At 53.1% G+C, this 20,692-nt stretch carries 12 protein-coding genes; 10 read left to right on the top strand and 2 right to left on the bottom strand.

Going from position 1 to position 20,692, the window contains the following annotated elements; translation table 11 throughout:
- Positions 1 to 10: 10 nt before the first annotated feature.
- Positions 11 to 2,305 carry a Fe(2+) transporter permease subunit FeoB gene (gene feoB / locus K5621_RS12905; protein ID WP_100145472.1) on the bottom strand — a complete coding sequence of 765 codons (2,295 nt, stop codon included), beginning with the start codon at positions 2,303 to 2,305 and terminating at the stop codon, positions 11 to 13.
- The gene (locus K5621_RS12910; protein WP_039033911.1) at positions 2,298 to 2,537 is read right to left on the bottom strand and encodes a FeoA family protein; all 240 of its coding nucleotides are present in this window, start codon (positions 2,535 to 2,537) and stop codon (positions 2,298 to 2,300) included. The genes feoB and K5621_RS12910 overlap by 8 nt, the downstream gene beginning before the upstream one ends.
- A gap of 429 nt (positions 2,538 to 2,966) precedes the next feature.
- Between K5621_RS12910 and K5621_RS12915 the strand changes: the two genes are divergently transcribed.
- From K5621_RS12915 to K5621_RS12960, 10 genes are all read left to right on the top strand, one after another.
- Positions 2,967 to 3,950, top strand: a complete 984-nt coding sequence (locus K5621_RS12915; RefSeq protein ID WP_221051192.1) for a DmsE family decaheme c-type cytochrome — start codon at positions 2,967 to 2,969, stop codon at positions 3,948 to 3,950.
- A 10-nt stretch (positions 3,951 to 3,960) separates the two neighbouring features.
- A complete protein-coding gene (locus K5621_RS12920) occupies positions 3,961 to 6,072 on the top strand; it encodes an MtrB/PioB family decaheme-associated outer membrane protein (RefSeq protein WP_221049426.1) in 2,112 nt (703 codons plus the stop codon).
- A 19-nt stretch (positions 6,073 to 6,091) separates the two neighbouring features.
- A complete protein-coding gene (locus K5621_RS12925) occupies positions 6,092 to 8,023 on the top strand; it encodes an OmcA/MtrC family decaheme c-type cytochrome (protein WP_221049427.1) in 1,932 nt (643 codons plus the stop codon).
- A gap of 95 nt (positions 8,024 to 8,118) precedes the next feature.
- Entirely contained in the window at positions 8,119 to 10,305 is a 2,187-nt protein-coding gene (locus K5621_RS12930) for an OmcA/MtrC family decaheme c-type cytochrome (protein ID WP_221049428.1), read from the top strand.
- Positions 10,306 to 11,018: 713 nt separating this feature from the next.
- A complete protein-coding gene (locus K5621_RS12935; RefSeq protein ID WP_221049429.1) occupies positions 11,019 to 13,151 on the top strand; it encodes an OmcA/MtrC family decaheme c-type cytochrome in 2,133 nt (710 codons plus the stop codon).
- Between the two features lie 308 nt (positions 13,152 to 13,459).
- Positions 13,460 to 15,442 (top strand): multiheme c-type cytochrome, encoded by a 1,983-nt coding sequence (locus tag K5621_RS12940; protein WP_221049430.1) that lies wholly within the window; start codon positions 13,460 to 13,462, stop codon positions 15,440 to 15,442.
- Between the two features lie 67 nt (positions 15,443 to 15,509).
- Positions 15,510 to 16,499, top strand: a complete 990-nt coding sequence (locus K5621_RS12945; protein ID WP_221049431.1) for a DmsE family decaheme c-type cytochrome — start codon at positions 15,510 to 15,512, stop codon at positions 16,497 to 16,499.
- A 12-nt stretch (positions 16,500 to 16,511) separates the two neighbouring features.
- The gene (locus K5621_RS12950; protein ID WP_221049432.1) at positions 16,512 to 18,599 is read left to right on the top strand and encodes an MtrB/PioB family decaheme-associated outer membrane protein; all 2,088 of its coding nucleotides are present in this window, start codon (positions 16,512 to 16,514) and stop codon (positions 18,597 to 18,599) included.
- Positions 18,600 to 18,788: 189 nt separating this feature from the next.
- On the top strand, positions 18,789 to 19,877 hold the full coding sequence (locus tag K5621_RS12955; RefSeq protein WP_221049433.1) for a M35 family metalloendopeptidase: 1,089 nt from the start codon (positions 18,789 to 18,791) through the stop codon (positions 19,875 to 19,877).
- Positions 19,878 to 20,076: 199 nt separating this feature from the next.
- Entirely contained in the window at positions 20,077 to 20,655 is a 579-nt protein-coding gene (locus K5621_RS12960) for a hypothetical protein (RefSeq protein ID WP_221049434.1), read from the top strand.
- Positions 20,656 to 20,692 lie beyond the last annotated feature (37 nt).

The raw sequence follows: 20,692 nt of genomic DNA on the forward strand, positions 1-20,692 counted from the left end.
ATCTGCAACCTTACTCGGTCACTATCTTAATGCCTGGAATAATCTCCTGGGTCTTGCGGCCTTTGCGCTTCAGCCACATATAGAAACCAATCAGGGCGAGGACAAAGAAGCTTATCCAGGCGCTGGACTGCAATGGATGCTCGGCAAAAGTCGCGCCTTGGTAGACCACAGTGGCGCTACCGTAAGCCAGTGCAAAGGTCCAGGTAGCGGCAAAGGTAGCCCAACGACTGCCAAACTCATTCACCAGTGCACCCATAGCGGCCACACAAGGGGTATAGAGCAGAATAAACAACAGATAGGAGAAGGCCGCCAATTGTCCGCTGAATCCTGCCTGCAGCGCACCGAATGTAGACTTATCAACCCCCTGCTCTTCGGCAGCCAGGTTTTTATCTTCAACATGACCCACAGACAACTTGAGCGGATCTTCCATCACTATGCCGAACAGGTTAGCTGGAATGGTCGCCAGCGCCTCGGAGAAGCTGTCCATCAAAGGCGTAAGCTCACCATCACCACTGGAGGTTGTGCTATACAGGCTATTGAGTGTGCCAACAACCGCTTCTTTGGCAAAGATCCCTGTCACTATCCCAACCGTAGCCGGCCAGTTATCTTCCTCTATCCCCATGGGCGAAAACACCGGGGTGATCTTCTGACTGGCGACACTGAGCAGCGACTCCTGGCTGTCTTCATGGCCAAAACTACCATCAACCCCTATGGCATTGATAAAGTTGAGCAGTGTTACTACCACAACAATGGTCTTGCCAGCGCCGAGAATAAAGCTCTTGGTGCGCTTACCTGTGCGGGAAGCCACCGCTTTAAGTTTGGGCATTTCATAGCTTGGCAGTTCCATCACCACGGCACTGCTGTTTCCTGGCAACAAGGTCTTGCGCAGCAGTAGGCCTGTGCCTATCGCCGCAACAATCCCGATGAGATAGAGACCGAATACTAGGTTCTGACCTGAATCAGGAAAAAAAGCCGCCGCAAACAAGGCATATACCGGCAATCTGGCACCACAGGACATAAAGGGCGCCATCATACCCGTGACGATACGTTCACGCTCACTGCCCAGTGTGCGGGTCGCCATGATGGCAGGCACTGAGCAGCCGAAACCGACAATCATGGGCACAAAGGCCTTGCCGGGCAGGCCGATGCGACGCATCAAACCGTCAACCACAAAGGCGGCTCGGGCCATATAGCCAGAGCCTTCCAGTACAGACAAAGCCAAAAACAGCGCCGCGATAACCGGAATAAAGGTCGATACCGTCTGGATCCCCTGACCTATACCACCGGCCAGCAGAGTCACCAACCAGGCTGGAGCGCCTATGTTAGCCAACCAAGCTCCGAAGTGATCAACAAACAGCGCGCCGACACTGATATCGAAGAAGTCAATAAAGGCACTGCCCACGTTGATGGCAAACATGAACATCAGGTACATCACCAGCAAAAATACCGGGATACCCAGCACAGGATGCAATACCAATTTATCGAGCTTATCACTCAGCGTCAGTTGGCCATCGGCATTGACCGAGCCCTTGTAAACGCACTCAACAAAGTCAAATCGAGTGGTGGCGACCATGATCTCTATGTCTTTGCCCTCAAGTGCCAGTTTATCTGTCACTCTGGAGACTTGTTCATCGAGTGAATTGTTCTGGCAAGAACCACAGCCCAGACCATTGGCCAACATGGCCAAGGCACGGCCACGACTCAGTTGAGCGTCACTGCTCATAATCGCTGCCACGCCGGTTTCAATGGTGGCATCATACTGCAGCATCAAAGGCGACTCGGAAACCCGCCCTTCCAGCAGCGCTATCACTTGCTCCTTGACCCGCTCGACATCCTTGGCTTCTCTAGAAGTCACTCCTATCACAGGGCAACCCAGCTCACGGCTCATAGCTTGAATATCAACCCGAATGCCGCGCTTGACCGCCGCATCCATTTTGTTGAGCACCACAACCATGGGAATACCCAGCTCGCGTAGTTGTACCGTTAGGTACAAGTGACGCTCGATATTGGTGGCGTCCACCAGGTTGATAATGCCATCTACTTTCTGGTTGGCCAGATACTGCTGAGCAATCTGCTCATCTAGCGAGCAATCGCAATTGCTACCGGCGGGAAGCAGATCATAAATGCCGGGTAAATCGGTGAGAAATACGTCATCGCCGTTAAGCGAAAAATGGCCGGTCTTCTTTTCGACTGTCACCCCGGACCAATTGCCCACCTGTTGATTGGCACCTGTCAGGGCATTGAATAATGTCGACTTACCGGCATTAGGGTTGCCGACAGTGACGCAATGAAACTGCTTAGTCATTGGCCTTTTCCACCTCTATAATCTGTGCTAGGTCTTGACGCATGCACAACTTGCTGCCACGAATATCCAGCTCAAGGCCAGATCCCATAGGGGCCCTGCGGATCAAAGAAAAACGGGTATTTGGGGTGATCCCCATGGACAGGAGCTTGCGCTTAACCACTGCGGGCAGATCCAGGTGACCCACTTCGGAAATCATGGCGCGATCACCGGGTTTCAATTCACTTAACTTCATTGCCTCTACCACAGAAAACGGCATGTAAACATGCGGGTAATGTTCCGATTCTACCTGAAACCGTCAAATAATAACTTTATCTGGATCAAGCTTTTCAACTGGTAACGATAATAGTTTTCAATTGTGTTGGGTATTATGGGACAAAAGTTCGCGCGAATAAACCGTTTGGCCGCAAATAAAGGTGTTCAAAGTCACTGTTTTTAAATCCGGTACATCGATTGTACCGCCGGGGGGCAATCCACTCAAAATGAGGTAAAGATCACAATTTATAGGTTTTCTATTTTAAATCAGTCTTTTTCTCCTCGCATGTCATCAAAAAGTTAGCATCTTGTCATTTTTTTGCTCTATTCTTATTCATTAGTAATTTAATAAATTACTGAAAGATACATATAACTATAAGTCGGCATAGACTGTGCTCAGGATGGAATGATGAAAATGGATAACTCGAGTAGACCAAACCTTTGGAGGTTGGGTTGTGCTCTCCCCTTATTGTTTTTATTGGCCTTTGTGGCCGAAGCCACCCCTTGGGACAACCAGGATCCGGCCGAAGTTGAAGCCACTCTGGATGCCAAGTTTGCCGAAGGCAAATACTCCCCCAAGGGCGCTGACAGCTGCCTGATGTGTCATAAAAAGAATCAGAAGGTGATGGCGCTTTTTGATGGTGTCCACGGCAACCCGAATCTCTCTCAGTCTCCGATGGCCGATCTGCAATGCGAAGCCTGCCACGGTCCCATGGGAAAACACAACCGCGGTGGCAAAGAGCCGATGATTACCTTCGGTGCCGACTCGCCGGTACCGGCCGACAAGCAGAACAGCGTCTGCCTCAGTTGTCACCAGGATGAACAGCGTCTAGGCTGGAGTGCCAGCCATCACGACACCGCCGGAGTCTCCTGTGCCAGCTGTCACCAAGTGCACACAGGCCAGGATCCCATCCAGAGCCGTGAAACCGAAGTCGCCGTTTGCAGCAGTTGTCACTCAGAGCAACGTGCCGACATCCACAAACGCTCCGCTCATCCGATACGCACAGAGCAGATGGTCTGCAGCGACTGCCACAATCCTCACGGCAGTCTGGGCGACGCCAGCCTGAAGCAGATGACGGTCAACGAAAACTGTTACAGCTGCCACGCCGAGAAGCGTGGGCCCAAGCTGTGGGAACACGCTCCGGTTACAGACAACTGCGCCAGCTGTCACAACCCTCATGGCAGCGTCAACGAAGCCATGCTGCTGGCCAAACCGCCTCAGTTGTGTCAGCAGTGCCATGCCTCCGACGGCCATGCAGCCAGAGCCTACTTCCCGGCCAATGAGCAAACCGGCTTGATGCCCAACGCCTATAACGCCGGCAACTCCTGCCTGAACTGCCACACCCAGGTGCATGGTTCCAACCATCCATCCGGCAAACTCTTGCAGCGATAAGGAGCTGAGTATGGTTATCGAGAAACAGACACAGATGAAACTGTCACTGCTGACGCTCACCATAGCCTGCGTGATGCAGCCTGCCTGGGCCGGTGGCTATTCGCTGCAACAGGTCAATCGCACCGAGCTCAAACAGGACAAGTGGAGTTGCGGCCAGTGCAAGTTGCCACAGGAAAGCCGCGGCACGCTTGAAGCCGGTGTGGCCTACAATGACGGCGACAATGCTGTGTTTGCCAATACTAGTGGCACAGATGCCGATGGCGCCACCGGGCACCTTGGCGGTGATGTCGTCTTTTATGGTGAGCGGGGTTACCGCACCCACATTGAAGCCGACAAACTGGGCTATGACACCGGCAGCGCCAGCCTGAGCATGGGAAGACCCGGCCAATTTGATATCCGTCTTGGTTATCGCGCCTTGGCCAACTTCGGCCCGGACAATGGCATGAGCCCCTATACCAATCAGGCCAACAGATTGATGTTGCCAGACAACTGGCAAGCAGCTGCCCTCACCTCACAAATGCCTGGGCTTGATGACAGCCTGACAAGCCAGCGACTGGAAATGAAGCGGGATCGCTTCACGCTGGATGCCCATTACCTGGGCAGCTTTTATAAGGCGGGGCTCAATTACCGTCACGAGCAACGCGATGGTACCCGCCAAACCAACGGCAACTTTCTTACCAACTCCATGGCATTGGCCACCCGGGTGGATGACAGTACTGACGAGCTGGAAGCCAAACTCTATTTCAAAGGAAGGGGCTGGCTGGCTGGCTTCAATTCGACCCTGAGCCAATACAGCAACGACTATCAGGCTCTCTATTGGGAAAACGCCTTCTTTCCCACATTCGGCGCCGCCTATAATGGCCAACTCGCCGACAATCCGGATAACAAGGCGCTGAGAGTCGGCGCAGATCTGCAGTTAGCCGAGGCCGGACATCAAATATTGATGCACACGGCATTTACCCGCATGACTCAGGATCAGGCGCTGCTACCGGCCACCATCAATGGTCCTTCACCCCAGTTGCCCGCAATCGATGGCGACATGCAGGTCGATGTGCTGGAACTCAAACTCAAGTATGCCGCTCGCCTCAGCAGAGGCTTGTCGGTTCGCGGTGGTTATGACTATCGCGATCGGGAAAACAAGACTCAACTTAAAGACTGGCCACAGGTGAGCAGTGACAGCTGGCACCAGGGCAGTGCCACACCCGCGGCCTATGACCACACCCGCCAAAGCGCCGATATCGCCTTCAACTACCGTTTTACCCGCGCCCTGTCTCTGGACGCAGGTTACGAGTATGAGCACCACAGCTATAGCGATCTGGCGCGCGAATCCCTGTTCCAATCCAGCGTATTTGCCAAGCTGAACCTGCGTGCCAGCCGCGATTGGCAGTTGTGGTTAAAAGGTGAACTCAGTGAGCGCAGTGGCGGCAGTTATCAAGCATCCGAGCTGAGCCAAAGCCCCAATAATCCTTGGATGCGTCAGTATTGGTTGGCGGATAGGAAACAAACCCTGTTGCGACTGCAAAACGATTACCGCTTCAGCGATGCCCTGTCGTTCAGCCTGGCGCTGAATCATAAACAGCAAGACTACGATGAAACGCTTATCGGCCTGGATGAAGTCAGCAGTTGGGGCTACGGCCTCAGTGGCAACTATCAATTCTCAGCCCAGTTTGGCCTCAATGCCTGGCTCAATCAGGACTGGCAGGATACAGATCAAACCGGCTCAGCCTCTTTCGGCCCCAGCGGTTGGTACAGCCGTGCCAGCGACAGCAGCACTGTCGCCGGGTTCGGCATCTACTATAACGAATTGCTGGATAAACAACTGGATCTGGGCTTCGACTGGCAATATTCAAAAGGCGAAAGCGAGACGGATGTCAGCCAGGGGCTCACTCTGGATTACGGCGATTACTATTCACGTCGCCATACCTTCAACGCCTTTGCCAAGTATCACTTCAGCGACAAGATGGCATTGAGGCTGGATTGGTTGTTTGAACACTATCAGGACAGTGACTGGCTCAATCAGGGATTAACCCCGGATAGCATCCCCAACGTACTCAGCTTTGGAGATCTTGGCCAGGACTATAACGCCCACTATCTGGGGCTGACACTGAGTTACTCCCTATAAGAGCAAGAGGCGAAGAGCGATGTCAAAGGAATACACCCCAAAAACTCCCCTGTTTTACCTAGGCGCGCCCCTGCTGACCGCCATGTTGGCTCTCTCAGGTTGCGGTGGTGATGATGGCAACCCGGGAACCCCCGGCGAACCGGGCGGCGAACCGGCGATGAATATCAGTAAGCTCAATATTGAGGTCAAGGAAACAGCCCTCGAAGAGGGCATTACCCGGGTAGATTACCGGGTCACCAATCAGGATGATGAGCCGGTAGTCGGTATCCCCTCAGGACGCTTCATTGCCGCGCAGTTGTTGCCGGAAGGCAGCAGTGGGGCCGGCAACAGCAGTGAGTGGCAGTATTTCACTTCAGAGACCTGCTCCAGCAGCTGTCCGGGCACCTATGTTGACCATAAAAATGGCAACTACTCCTACAGTTTCAGTGCCCCTTTCGACGGTATGAATGAGATAGCTGAAATCACCGGCGCCACCCACAGAGTGGTGATCAAACTCGGTGGTGATACGCTGGCAGATGGCACCGCATTGCCGGTAACCAATGACCATTACGACTGGCAGCCACCTGCGGGTGCTCCGGCCTACAGCCGCAACATTGTCTCCATCGACACCTGTAACAGCTGTCACAATGACCTGGCGTTTCACGGCGGTAACTATAACCAGGTGGAAACCTGTGTCACCTGCCACAATGCCACTCGGGTTAGCAATCCGGAAAACATCTTCCCGCAAATGATCCATGCCAAGCACCTGGCCGGATTCCCCAAACCCTTGTCTGACTGTCAGACCTGTCATAAAGAGGACGAAACCCTCAGCGAACAACACAACTGGTTCCGGGTGCCAACCATGGAGTCCTGTGGCAGCTGTCATAACGATATCGACTTCGTCAAAGGCGAAGGTCACCCGGCGCAAGCGGATAACAGCAATTGTGTCGCCTGCCACAATCCGGATTGGACCCGTGAAGTCCACGCCAATCAGGAGAACCTGGTGGCCCTTGGGCAATTCAAGGCCGAGGTCACCAACGCCAGTGTCAGCGGCAGCAGTTTGAGCTTCTCGCTCAAGCTGAGTAACCCGCAGACAGGTGCAGCCTATAACGACAGCGCCGAAAAACAGGTGTTTGTCAGCGATCTCAGAGTCTATGCCAACTGGGGCACCAGCTTTGATTACGCCACCCGCTCTGCCCGTTCAATTAGGGTACATGAAGTGGCGCCGCTGTCCGGCAGTAATGGTGTCTATCAGTATCAGTTGGATGGACTGACCATTCCCGCCGGCAGTGAAGCCGATGCAGGTACCCTGGCGATTCAGGGTCGCGTCTGTGCCAGCCAAGGCATGCTGGTCGACTGCAGTGACAACGCCGCCAGTGTGCTGGTTATCAAGTCGAGCCACCAGTCATTCAACATGGCCGGGCTCACCACGGCCGGGAGACGCCAGGTGGTCAGCAACGAAACCTGTGGCAGCTGTCATGGCGATCAGCAATTGAACTTCCACGGTGCTCGCAACGACTTGGCCGGTCAGTGTCAGCTGTGCCACAACCCCAATATGCAAGCCGATGCCACTGCTGCCAATCCATCAGCGAGCAGCGCCGACTTCAAACAGCTGATCCATGCGTTGCACTCGGCACGCTACGAAGGATTCGAGACGCTGCAGTTCCCGGGGAACATAGGCAACTGTGCTCACTGCCACAGCAAAGATGAAAATGGCGTGTTGAGTATGGCGCTGCCGCTCAAATCGGCGGTGCAACCCTTGAGCCTGAATGACGGCAGCTTCACCAGCCCCACGGCGGCAATCTGCAGTAACTGCCACCAGAGCGATGGTGCCCGCAACCATATGACACAACAAGGGGCCGTGTTCCAAGGCGCTGAAGCCGATGCCAAGGCAGGAACGGAAAGCTGCGCCACCTGTCATGGGCAGGGTGGCCTGGCCGATGTCACCAAGGTGCATCCTATCGCTCAGTAACAACAATAAGCCGCCCTTTAAGGGCGGCAATAACAGGAAAGAGCCGGTATTTAAACACTGGCTCAGTCGTGCAATCAAAGCAATGCAGGGAAATAATGATGAAAAGCTCAAGACTGGTTAAAGGGCATACCCGCCTGGCATTGGCCACTCTGATGTCGCTGACGCTCATGGCATGTGGCAGTGACGGCAAGGATGGCGAAGACGGTAAGGACGGCGTGATCGGAGTGAATATCGATGCCACTCCGACACTCAAGGTCAAGTTTACCGACGCCAAAGTGGAAGCAGGTAAGGTCACGGTCGACTTTATGTTGACCAACGCCAATGGTGTGGCAGTGCTGGGTCTGAACAAAGACTATGACCTCAGATTTGGTATCGCTCAGCTGACACATGTGACCGAAACCATAGGTGAAGGCGAAGAAGCCAGAGAAGCCGACTGGGGATTCCAATGGCAAGCCTATATCAATAGCCTCAAACAACCATCATCGGTTCCCGATGGGGTGGACAACCTCAGTCCATCGCCTCAGTATCAGGCTGGAGTCGAAGCCGCCAGCGCCTGCGAGACCTGCCTGGTCGACAATGGTGACGGCAGTTATAGCTATAGTTATCAGGTCAATATTGCCGAAGTCACAGAGCCGCTGGCCATAGCTTATGATGCCGATGCCACTCAAAGGGCCACGCTGGAACTGAAACTGCCTCAAATTACCGCCAATGCCCATTATGATTGGCAACCGTCCAGCGGCAAGACAGAAGGCATTCAGACCCGCAATGTAGTCGCCATAGATGCCTGTTACACCTGTCACCAACCGGACAGCCTGGAGCTGCACGGCGGACGGCGCATAGCGCTGGAAAACTGCGCCTCCTGCCATACTGCGACCTCAGGAGATCCTGAGTCGGGTAACAGCGTGGAGTTCACCTATTTGATCCACGCCATTCACCGCGGCGCAGAGCGTCACACCTATGATGCCGACGGCAACGAAGTGCCGGCGCCATACAAGATTGTCGGTTATGGCGGCAGCGTCCACGACTATGGTGTGGTCGGCTTCCCCCGTAAGCCGGCTTCAGACTGTAGCGTCTGTCACCAGGAAGGCAGTGGCGCTCCGGCCAATGCCGACCTATTCAAGGCCGAGAAAAGCAATACTGCCTGTGTCGCCTGTCACACGGAAAAACCTTCATCCCACCACTCCAGCACTGATTGTATGGCTTGCCACAACACTGACAATACCTATCACGGTACCGGCAGCGCAGCCAAACGCCACGGTGATGTGATGCAAGCTTACACTCTGGCGGCAGAGCTGAGCGTCAAGGTGTTGGAGGTCAGCAGCAACGCCGGCAAGATGACCTTTAAAGTGCAGGTGTTGGATAAAGACGGCAACGCCATGGATCAAAGTTTTATCGATCAGAGCAGCCGTATGATAGTCGGCTGGGATATAGACAAGGACTACCCTGCCTATAACGAAGCCTCCTACAGCCAGCGCCGTATTCGTCTCAGTGAAGGCAGCTTTGACGCCACCAGCAAGAGCTATACTCTGACTCCGGCGTTTGATATGCCGGCAAGCCCGGATGGCAAGAGCTTTGAAATCTGGTCGGCGCTGGAAGCCTGCTTCAATAACGGCGGTTATGGTGTTGCCGATATTCAACTGACGGACTGCGCAACCGATGGAGTTCGCTCTGTGGCTATCCAGCAGGAGCCCTACCGCTTTGTCTGGGGTAACAATGGTGTCGACAGCAGTATGGATGCCATGGCCCGCCGCACCATTATAGATCCGACCAAGTGCCAAAGTTGTCATGGCAAGGAGATCCATCACTATGACAATGGTGTCAACTGCCAAACCTGCCATACACCGGATAAGACACTGCGTAATGACGCCGATTATCCCGGTGGCAAGATCCCCTCAAGCTTTGCCTGGAAGGCACACGAGCGTGAAGGCCACTTCCTCAAGTATGCAGGGCTTAAGTCCGGCACTGTGCTGAAAACCGATTGTGCCACCTGTCATGCCGAGTCCTCCGGCAGCGTCACAGGTATCACTCTGGGTCGGTCAGCGGATCGCGTCTGGCGTTATGGTGACATCAGCAATGGCGGCGCGGATATCTGGGTATCCTCAGATGCCGGCTCCTGTCTAAGTTGTCACCAAAAATACCTGAGTGATGCCGCCAAATCGCATATTCAAGCCAACGGCGGTATTCTGGATGGCATGGATGAGGCCGATGTCCGTAATCGTGCCAAAGAGGCCTGTGCCACCTGTCATACCCCGGCTCAGCTGATGCAAGTACACGGAAACTAACAATCTGCGGTGGCTAAGAGCTAACTATTGTTTGATACCTTGGACTCAGGAAGAATAAGAGTTAACCACCAGAGTCCATGCATCAAACACTTCATAAAAAAAACATTCCCGCTTTAAGGCGGGAATGGTTTTTTATGCCAAAAGAGCCAAGGCATACACCTTTATGTATAGAAGTTTGGCGATTATCACAGGCTTAAAAGACCAACAATGAAAACCGGAGGTTACCAACAAGTTGCCACTATTCTTCCGGGAAGAGTTTCTTTATGTGCGTAAACTTTCTACTTAGGTGTTATCCAATGGTTCGGCTTTAGCTCAGTGACGTACAAAACGCGCTACACCATGCATTTCGACTCATTATCCAGCCTATCCTAAAAAAGATGTTCCCAATATAATGGCGTACCCCCGTCCGATGAAGGCTGGTAATTTCAGTTACACGAGACTGAAATAGTTCACTTTTTCCAAGCCATTAAGCTGCAACAATTTGCAACATAACCAAAATTCAACCAAATTTACATAGTAAAAACCAAGTTAACTACCACTTAAGAAATAGTCCGATCTCAGTCACATATCCGAGTGAAAGCGGCTGCTTATTCCTTAACTCTTGATTAGCCTTGCCTTGGAAACATAATTCCACACATTAGCCAAGGTTAATGACATTTGTTTTTATTTAACCGTTGGTTAGTGATAATTAAAAACACTTGCAGGGAAATATCATGATGAAACGGTTTAATTTCAATGCCGCAACCACGGCAATGCTGGGAGCCGGTTTACTATCGTTAATGCTGACCGGTTGTGGCAGCGATGGAAAGGATGGCGAGCCAGGAAAACCAGGCCCGGTTGGAACCCCCATAAGTAAAGTCAATACGCTAAAATCCAATATTAATTCAGCATCTGTCGACACCGATGGTTTCCTGACTATCAACTTCAGTTTGTCTGATGCCAACGGCGCCGCCGTATTTGGTCTGAAGAACACTGATATTGGTGCAGTCTCCTTCGGCCGCGTCGGCAGCGAAGATGAGATTGAAGGCCTGACTGATGTAGAAGGCCAAGCCAGAGAGATCTGGCTAAGCTACTTTAACAAAGACAAAGGCGACGGTCTCTACACGGGTTCTTCCTACTTCCAGGGAAAAAACTGTGAAGATTGCCTGACTGACAATCAGGACGGCACCTACACACTAAAACTGAACAAAGCCATAGATACTCTGGGTAAATACGACTATAAGGCCGATATGGTCAATGGTATTTATCTGGGTATCAAGACAGCCAACGCGGCCAACGTCAATCTGGTTAACAACAGCTTCTTCTACTGGCAGCCCTCCTCCGATACCACTCAGGCCAAACCCAAGCCAGTTATCGCCGATGAAACTTGCCAAAGCTGTCACAGACCCGGTCATGATGGTGAACTGGCATTCCACGGCGGCAAACACGTCACGCTGGAAAGCTGTACCTTCTGTCACACCGATTACAACAGTTACATGAAGGAAGACAAGGACGAAAATGGCCAGGTGATTAGCAGTCACAAATTCGATGGTTCCATCAAGGGAATGGCACACGAAATTCACAGCCATGCCTTCTACAACGGTATCTATCCGCAATCAGCCAGTAATTGTCAGACCTGTCACCAGCCAGATGACAACCTGGCCCTGGCCGATGCTTGGAAAGGCGACAAAGATTCCGCAACTTGTCTGAATTGTCACAACAGCCCATTTGCCGTACCTTCCTGGCACTGGGATGCAGAAAACAACCAGATCCAGGAGAAAAAACAAAACTGCGTTTCCTGCCACAATGACCCTGATGGAGCCCGTGGTGCCGAGCGCGCTCACTACAGCAACAACGACAGTGCCCAAGCCGCCAAGACCCGCGTCATTTTCAATAGCATGACCTATGATGAGACGAACAAGACAGTCACGGCCAATATGACAGTCAAGCATGGCGACACCAATGTGACGCTGGCGCAGATTGACTCCAGCCCATATAAATATGGTGGTGACACCAGCGCCATCGTCTTCAACGGCGTAGTCAAAGACGACTTCCTGGTTAATTACCAAAAAGTGGGCTATCGCTATTTCAGTGCAGGCGCCGACGGCAGCATTAATGTCACCTTCAGCGATGGCGCTTTCAAAGTCGCCGAAGTCATGGCTACGCCAGAAGTGAAAGTGGCTCTGAGCAGCCAGTTGCATGTCTGTTTTGACGGCACAGGAACCGTGGCCGATTGCGAATTTGATGCTGATGGAAAAATTACCAACTCCGGCCCTTATGTACCATCCGATACGACTTACTTCAATATCGATGGCAGCAAAGTCGATGCGACACCAAGGGTTCAACATGCCGAAATGGCTGCATGTCAGCAGTGTCACACCACGGCTATTACACACCGTTTCTCCAACGACATCGATGGCTGTGCCTCCTGCCACAATGGTACCCGTGACAAGAAGGGTGACGGTTCATCCAACCTGGCGTATATAGTGCATTCCAAGCACTATCTGTATGACAGCTCAGGCAGCGGCTTCTTCAAGAAGACAGACTGTCAAACCTGTCACGGTAAAGACGGCTTCTCACTGAAGAAAATTGCCGCCGATGCCGCGCCGGTAGCCTTCGGTAAGACTCAAGATGGCACAGAGCAGACTCTGGTATCGCCACAGACTGCCGCTTGCGCCAGCTGTCATCAACCGCCATACGGCCTGAATGAAACCACTATCAACCACATAGTTTCCAACGGTGGTGTGATAGGTACAGGCCACGGTGTACCTGCAAGTGAATACCCACAAGTCAAGGAAGCCTGCTCTACTTGTCATACGGATTCACAACTGTTGGAAGCACACGCCAACTGGAGATTCGGTTACTAATTCCTTCCCTTTGAAGAGAGGCTTCGGCCTCTCTTTTTCAGTATTTCAAATTCTTGAAATTGGATGAATAAAACAACATTTTTTGATCCAGATCTTGTTTTGTGAGCCACTCGAAAAACCATAGTATTAACATGGAGATCCATATCACACATTAGTGCCCGTTATACAGCTTTTCGGCACCGCTTGGGGTAGCCTTTGCGCAGGAAATGCTATTTCCGGTGTCGGGTTAAGGGCCAATTACATAATCAATGCGGTTGAGACAACTCAACCCACCATAACCAGGTACTTAAACTATTGCAGGGAACAAGATGATGAACGCACAAAAAACCAGACTCGCACTGCTGCTGGCAGCCAGTGCAGCCACTCTGGCCTTAGGCGGCTGCGGTGGCGATGATGGCAACGATGGTAATCCAGGTAACCCTGGCGGCGAGCCCGCAGGGGAGATCAAAGCGCTGCATTTCAACTTTGAGCAGGCCATTGTCAAAGGCGGAATCCCAACGGTTGAATTTACCGTGACCAATGAAGAGGATATGCCGGTAGTTGGCCTGCAGCGGTTCCGCTTCGCCGCCGCTCAGTTGTTACCAGAAGGCGCAACCGGTGCCGGGAATGCCTCTCAGTGGCAATATTTCGGCAACGAAGACTGCACAGTAAACAGCAGCTGTGCAGGCACTTTCATCGACCACAAGAACGGCAGCTACAGCTACACCTTTAGCAAGACCTTGAGCGAGCTGAGTAACGGCACAATCAACTTCAATCCTGAGTTGGCTCAGCGGGTGTTGCTGCGTGCTTACAACACACCACTGCCTGACGGCACTCTGGTCCCCAACAGCAACGCCTTCGTCGACTTCAATGCCAACTCAGGTGCTGCCGCCGATTATAGCCGCAAGCTAGTGAGCACAGAGAGCTGTAATACCTGTCACGGTGATTTAGCTGATGTCATACACCGCGGTGGCTATCCTGATGTCAACTATTGCGCCACTTGCCACACTCCTGGTCGGGTTGGTGAAGGAAAAGAGTTCAATGTCCTTATTCACGCCAAGCACAAGGACCTAGGGCTGGATGCGCTTAACAGCTGCCAATCCTGTCACAACGACACCAATGTCGAGCTGACGCCCGATTGGGGCAACTGGTCCAAAGTGCCTACTGCGGCAAGTTGCGCTAGCTGCCATAGCAACATCGACTTTGCTGCCGGCCAGGGCCACAGCCAACAAACCGACAACTCCAACTGTATCGCCTGTCACAACAGCCAGTGGACTGAAGAGCTGCACACAGGTGTAACCGCTGATAAGCGCGCCGTTATCGCTCAGCGCGGTCTGGCCGCAGAGATGACAGGCAACGCCGACAACAGTGCCACTCTGACTGTGACCCTGCTGGACAAGGCCGGCAATGCGCTGGATGCCAACAAGGATCTGGCCAAGATCAAGCGCCTGGAAACCATCACCAACGTGGGCCCTAACTTCCCTGTCATGGGCTACAAAAAAAGCCCTGGCAGCGATAAAGCCAAGGTCGCCAAAGATCTGGTTAAAGACGGTCAGCTGCAGGACGCCGTGACTCTGGTTGACGGCAAGCTGCAATTCACCGTTCAGGACCTGCCTTTCGGTGCCGGTGATGCCGATACCGCCTTTAGCTTTATCGGTCTGGAAATGTGCAACCAGGGCAGCGAACTGATCGCCTGTGCCGATGGCGTTGCCACCACCAGCATGAAAGCTCAACTGGCCTTCGGTACCAAGTCAGGTGATGCACCTAGTCACCGTCATATCGACTCAGTGGACTTCGCTACCTGTCAGGGCTGTCACAGTGACACCTTCGAACTGCACAAAGGCCACCACTCAGGCTTTGTAATGACAGAACAGCTGGGCCGCGAAGTAAACGGCAAGCTCACCGTCGGTGTTGATGGCTGTGTGGCCTGTCATACTCCTGATGGTACATACGCCAGCGGTGCCAACAAAGGCGCATTGGAGATGAAACTGCACAAGACCCACATTGAAAAGGCTCACGGCCTGATCGGTGGCAACTGTTCAGCCTGTCACAACGACCTGAATCTTGACGCCTTCAAGAACAAAGGCGCTCTGGCAACCGCAAAAGAAATGTACACCACGCCTATCACGGCCACTTGTACCTCCTGCCACGTTGTGGGTAGTGACTACATGGTACATACCAAGGAGCAACTGGAAGCCTACGGCGCTGTGGTAGATGGTGATTACACCGCTGCCAACCAGGCTGCGCAGCTGGAAACCTGTTTCTACTGCCACAAGCCAACCGCCGCAGATCACACTCAGGTGAAGATGTAATTTGCCCAGGCCGGGGGAGTTATCTCCCCCGTCTTTCAAGGGTTTGGACAAATTAAGGATGCCTAATATGAGAATCAGCAAAAACCTACCTTCACTGCTAAGCGCCCTGCTGGCGACGGCAGTGTTATCTTTTGGCGCCACCCAGGCGGCCCATGCCGCAAAGTGGGACGCCCAAATGACTCCGGAAGAAGTGGAAGCCACCTTGGATAAGAAGTTTGCCGAAGGCAGCTACTCTCCCAAAGGCGCCGACTCCTGCTTGATGTGCCACAAAAAGTCAGAAAAAGTCATGGACCTGTTCAAAGGGGTTCATGGCGCCATCGACTCCAGCAAGAGTCCTATGGCCGGACTTCAGTGCGAAGCCTGTCACGGCCCCATGGGTAGCCACAACCGCGGCGGAAAAGAACCCATGATTACCTTCGGTAAGGGTTCAACCCTGGCAGCAGACAAGCAAAACAGCGTCTGTCTCTCCTGTCACAAGGATGACGAGCGTATGTCCTGGAACGGCGGTCACCACGACAACGCCGATGTAGCCTGTGCTTCTTGCCACAGCGTGCATACCGCCAAGGATCCTGTGCTCTCCAAGAACACTGAGATGGAAGTCTGTACCAGCTGTCACACCAAGCAAAAGGCTGATATGAACAAGCGTTCCAGCCACCCGCTGAAGTGGGCACAAATGGTGTGCAGCGACTGTCACAACCCTCACGGCAGCACCACAGACGCCGATCTGAACAAGGCGTCGGTCAATGACACTTGTTACAGCTGTCATGCGGAGAAGCGCGGCCCAAAACTCTGGGAGCATGCACCGGTCACAGAGAACTGTGTCACTTGTCACAACCCTCACGGCAGTGTAAACGATGGCATGCTTAAGACCCGCGCTCCGCAACTGTGTCAACAGTGTCACGCCAGCGATGGCCACGCCAGCCGTGCCTATCTGGGTAACACTGGCATGGGTTCTCAGGTCAACGACAACGCCTTTACCGGTGGTCGCAGCTGCCTGAACTGTCACAGCCAGATCCATGGTTCCAACCATCCATCCGGCAAGTTGTTCCAACGCTAAGGAGGCGGGAAGATGAAATTCAAACTTAATTTGATCACCCTGGCTCTGCTGGCTCCTGCCAGCCTGGCGATGGCCGCTGACGGTTATGACTTGACCAACGCCAATACCGAAAAGGTCAAGTTTTCGGCCTGGAGCTGTAAGGGTTGCGTCAGTGAAACCGGTGTATCCGGCACTATTGGCGCCGGAGTTGGCTATAACGACTCTGACGATATCCGTTCTGCCAACGCCTTTGCCGCCGAGGATGACTTTGCTGGCAAGGTGGACGCTGACCTGAGCTATAGCGGTGAAAACGGCTATCGAGCCAGTATCGAAGCCGATAACCTGGGTATGGAAAACGGCCGGGTCGATATCAATGCCGGTAAACTCGGGCAGTACAACATCAACCTGAACTACCGTCAGATCCACACCTATAAGACAGACTCAGCCATGAGCCCTTATCTGGGAGCAGGCAGCGGCAACCTGACACTGCCGGCTAGCTGGCAGACAGCCGGTGGCAGCAGCGAGATGCCCATGCTGTATGACAGCCTGAGCCCACTGGAGCTGTCGCTCAAGCGCAAGCGCGCAGGCCTAGGTCTTGAATATCAGGGTGAAGAGCTGTGGAGCACCTATGTCACCTATATGCGCGAAGAAAAAACCGGCCTGAAAACCGCGTCCGGCAGCTTCTTCAACCAGTCAATGATGCTGGCCGAGCCTGTGGACTACACCACAGATACCGTCGAGGCCGGGATCAAACTCAAGGGTGACAACTGGTTTACCGCACTCAACTACAATGGTTCATTCTTCAAGAATGATATCCAGACCTTGAGATTCGACAACGCCTTCAACCCAACCTTTGGTGCCCAAAGAGTGGGCTATATGAGCCTGGATCCGGATAACGAGTCTCACACTGTGACCTTGAGCGGCCAATTCGCCCAGAAAGGCGCCGTGGTCAGCGGCCGTTTGTTCGCCGGACAGATGACCCAGGATGAGGCCTTTATCACCTCGGGTTACGGCTATCAATTGCCGCAGGAATCCCTGGATGGCAAAGTCGATATCCTGGGGATGAACCTCAAGGCGGTCAAACGCGCCACCCGCAATCTGCGGATCAGCGGCAGTTATGATTACTACGACAGGGACAACCAAACCCAGATCCAGGAATGGACCCAGATCAGTATCAATAACGTCAGTGGTCGTGTGGCCTACAACACCCCTTATGACAACACCAGTCACAAGGCCAAGTTGGCCATGGATTATCGGATTGCCAACGGCATGAAGTTGGACGCAGGTTATGACTACCGTCGTGATGAACGCAGCTATCAGGACAGGGAAATCACCGACGAGAACGGCGTTTGGGCCCGTTTCAGTCTCAACAGCTTTGAACACTGGAATATGTGGATCAAGGGCAGCTATGGCAAGCGCGATGGCTCAGAGTACGAAGCATCTGAGTGGACCTCTTCCGAGTCCAACAAGTTGCTGCGCAAGTACAATCTGGCCGACCGCAAGCGCACTCAGGTTGAAGCCAGGGTGACCCACAGCCCTATCGACACTCTGACCCTAGATTTCGGTGCCCGCTATGCGCTGGATGACTACAACAACACGGTTATCGGTTTGACTGAATCCAAAGACCTCAGCTATGACGCCAGCATCAGCTATTTGCTGACAGACGATCTCAGCCTGAGCGCCTTCTACAACCATCAGACCATCGACTCAGATCAGGCCGGCAGCAGCAACTTCAGCACTGTCACCTGGACAGGAACCGTGGAAGACAAGGTGGACGTCATAGGTGCCGGTTTGGCCTACGACAACCTGCTGGAGAAGAAACTGCGTCTGGGACTGGATTACACCTACTCTGACTCGGACTCCAGCACTCAGGTACGCCAAGGCATCACGGGCGACTATGGCGATTACTACGCCAAAGTGCACAACGTCAACCTCTATGCCCAGTATCAGGCTACTGAGAAAATGGCGCTGCGTCTTGACTACAAGATGGAGAAATACGAGGACAACGACGCAGGTAACGATATCGCCCCGGATGGTATCTGGAACCTGGTCAGCTTTGGTGACAACAGCCATGACTACACGGCTCACCTGATCATGTTGAGCGTCAACTACCGTCTGTAATTCTCGCTCTTAGCTCCCCAAAGCCCGCTTTTCGCGGGCTTTTTTTATCTCTTCCCGCCTTCACCTCAAACCAACAAGCATTCGGTAAAATTCCTCTTGCCAGCGGCCCTTTTTGCAGCTTACACTGCGAAACGTTACATATTTGTAACAATTATAACAATTAAGATTATATGACCTGAGGACAATGGCATGAGAATCACTCATACACTACAAGGAATAGCCTTGCTCGCGGCCCTTTCCAGTACCAGCGTGCTGGCCGATGGCATTCGTGCCAGCCTGGAGATGAGCCAGCAGAGCTATAAGGCCAGTGATAACGTGTTGGTCACTGTGACCCTAACCAATGACGCCAACCAGCCGGTTAAACTGCTCAAGTGGTACACAGCCGCTGATGGAGTGGAAGAATCCCTGTTCAAAGTCAATGCCGATGGCCTTGAGCGTCACTATCTGGGTGCCCATTTCAAACGCCCGGCGCCCGGCAAACAGGACTATATCAAGCTCAAATCCGGTGAGAGTGTGTCCTATCAGGTAGAGTTGTCCTCACTTTACGACATGAGCAGCAGTGGCAACTACGAGATAAGCTATGATGTCAGTTCGCTGCAACTCTTCTCCCCCAACCCGGGCCAACAAAAGAAGCTGGCCCGCTTAGGGATAGAAGGGATACATTCAGATCCGGTCAGCTTCTATGTGGAAGGCCGTGAATTCAAGTCCGGCGTCAACAAGGGTAAACCCGGCAGTGGCGATGGCAACGCGGCGCCCGACGGTATCAGCTTTACCGGCCGTTGCAGCAATTCCCAACAGAGCGATATTCTGGCGGGACTGGACGCCGCCCGCACCATGGCGGCCGACAGCAAGCAATACCTCGCGAGCAACAACAATCCCTCAAGCTCAGTGCGTTATGCCACCTGGTTTGGCAGCTACAACAGTAGTCGCTGGAATGCCGTCAGCAGTAACTTCAGTGCCATAGACTCAGCCTTGAACAATCAGCCGCTCACCTTCGATTGCAGCTGCAAGAAGAGTTATTACGCCTACGTTTACCCGACTCAGCCCTACAAGATCTACATGTGTAACGCCTTCTGGAGCGCGCCGGTATCGGGCACCGACTCCAAGGGCGGCACCATAGTCCATGAAATGAGTCACTTCAATGTGGTGGCGGGAACCGATGACATTGTCTACGGCCAAAGTGGCGCCAAATCGCTGGCCCTGAGTAACCCGGCCCAGGCGATTCAAAACGCCGATAGCCACGAATACTTTGCTGAAAACACTCCCTTTCAAAACTAAGAAAGCTACAGCAGATTAGTTTACCTTTCGTGGGCCGGTTCCCCCGGCCCACCTCCCTGTTACCTTGTGAGCTTGGGCGGACGGAACTGCCCCTTTTTTCCTCATAGTCTCAGAGCCATCCCATAACGGCCATCAAGCACTTGCAAGCCTTTCGCCTTTAAGCCAATGTAAGGCCAGCCTTTATGATGAGAATCTATTGATGAAGTTGAAATATCCTTGTGCCTTGGTCGCCCTTTTTCCGCTATCGGCCATGGCCGCACAACCCGACGGTTTAATGGCCGGGGTGTTTACTATACTGGTGCTGGGTGGTTTTACTCTGGTTAACCTGCTACTGCAGCTGTTTTTTTACTTCAACGGCCAATATAGCCGCCCTGGGTTTATCCGCAGCCATATCTATTGGGCCTTGCCCATTCCGCTCATGACCCTGTTACTTGTCCTCTGGGATCATGCCTCTGTTGCCGATCTCAGTATGAACTTCGGTCTGGTGTTGATAGCCGTGGCACTGGCGTTGCTGCCACTGCAACTGAAAAACTCGGCCAAGGTCGCCGGGGCTCAGGCCGGTTGGCGCTTGCTGGCAACCTCTGCCTTATTGTTGCTGCTGGCCAATATCATCTGGCCACTGACTATCCCGGCGATGCTTATCGCCTGGAGTGCTAGCGATTGGCAACAGCGTAAAGAAAACGGCTTTAAGCTCAGCCGGATAGTGTTGCTGCTGGCGGCGCTGGGGCTGACATTGTATGAAGGCTTTCAGGCCTGGCAACACTTTTTTGGTAGCTGATTTTCGAAGCCTGATTTTCGGAGCCAAGTTTTCGAAG

Source organism: Shewanella carassii (assembly GCF_019670705.1).
In the GTDB taxonomy this organism is placed as follows: Bacteria; Pseudomonadota; Gammaproteobacteria; order Enterobacterales; family Shewanellaceae; genus Shewanella; species Shewanella carassii.

Bases quoted from the DNA above. Each gene is read 5' to 3' on its own strand.
- feoB (WP_100145472.1), bottom strand. From the start codon at position 2,305: ATGACTAAGCAGTTTCATTGCGTCACTGTCGGCAACCCTAATGCCGGT.
- K5621_RS12910 (WP_039033911.1), bottom strand. From the start codon at position 2,537: ATGAAGTTAAGTGAATTGAAACCCGGTGATCGCGCCATGATTTCCGAA.
- K5621_RS12915 (WP_221051192.1), top strand. From the start codon at position 2,967: ATGAAAATGGATAACTCGAGTAGACCAAACCTTTGGAGGTTGGGTTGT.
- K5621_RS12920 (WP_221049426.1), top strand. From the start codon at position 3,961: ATGGTTATCGAGAAACAGACACAGATGAAACTGTCACTGCTGACGCTC.
- K5621_RS12925 (WP_221049427.1), top strand. From the start codon at position 6,092: ATGTCAAAGGAATACACCCCAAAAACTCCCCTGTTTTACCTAGGCGCG.
- K5621_RS12930 (WP_221049428.1), top strand. From the start codon at position 8,119: ATGATGAAAAGCTCAAGACTGGTTAAAGGGCATACCCGCCTGGCATTG.
- K5621_RS12935 (WP_221049429.1), top strand. From the start codon at position 11,019: ATGATGAAACGGTTTAATTTCAATGCCGCAACCACGGCAATGCTGGGA.
- K5621_RS12940 (WP_221049430.1), top strand. From the start codon at position 13,460: ATGATGAACGCACAAAAAACCAGACTCGCACTGCTGCTGGCAGCCAGT.
- K5621_RS12945 (WP_221049431.1), top strand. From the start codon at position 15,510: ATGAGAATCAGCAAAAACCTACCTTCACTGCTAAGCGCCCTGCTGGCG.
- K5621_RS12950 (WP_221049432.1), top strand. From the start codon at position 16,512: ATGAAATTCAAACTTAATTTGATCACCCTGGCTCTGCTGGCTCCTGCC.
- K5621_RS12955 (WP_221049433.1), top strand. From the start codon at position 18,789: ATGAGAATCACTCATACACTACAAGGAATAGCCTTGCTCGCGGCCCTT.
- K5621_RS12960 (WP_221049434.1), top strand. From the start codon at position 20,077: ATGAAGTTGAAATATCCTTGTGCCTTGGTCGCCCTTTTTCCGCTATCG.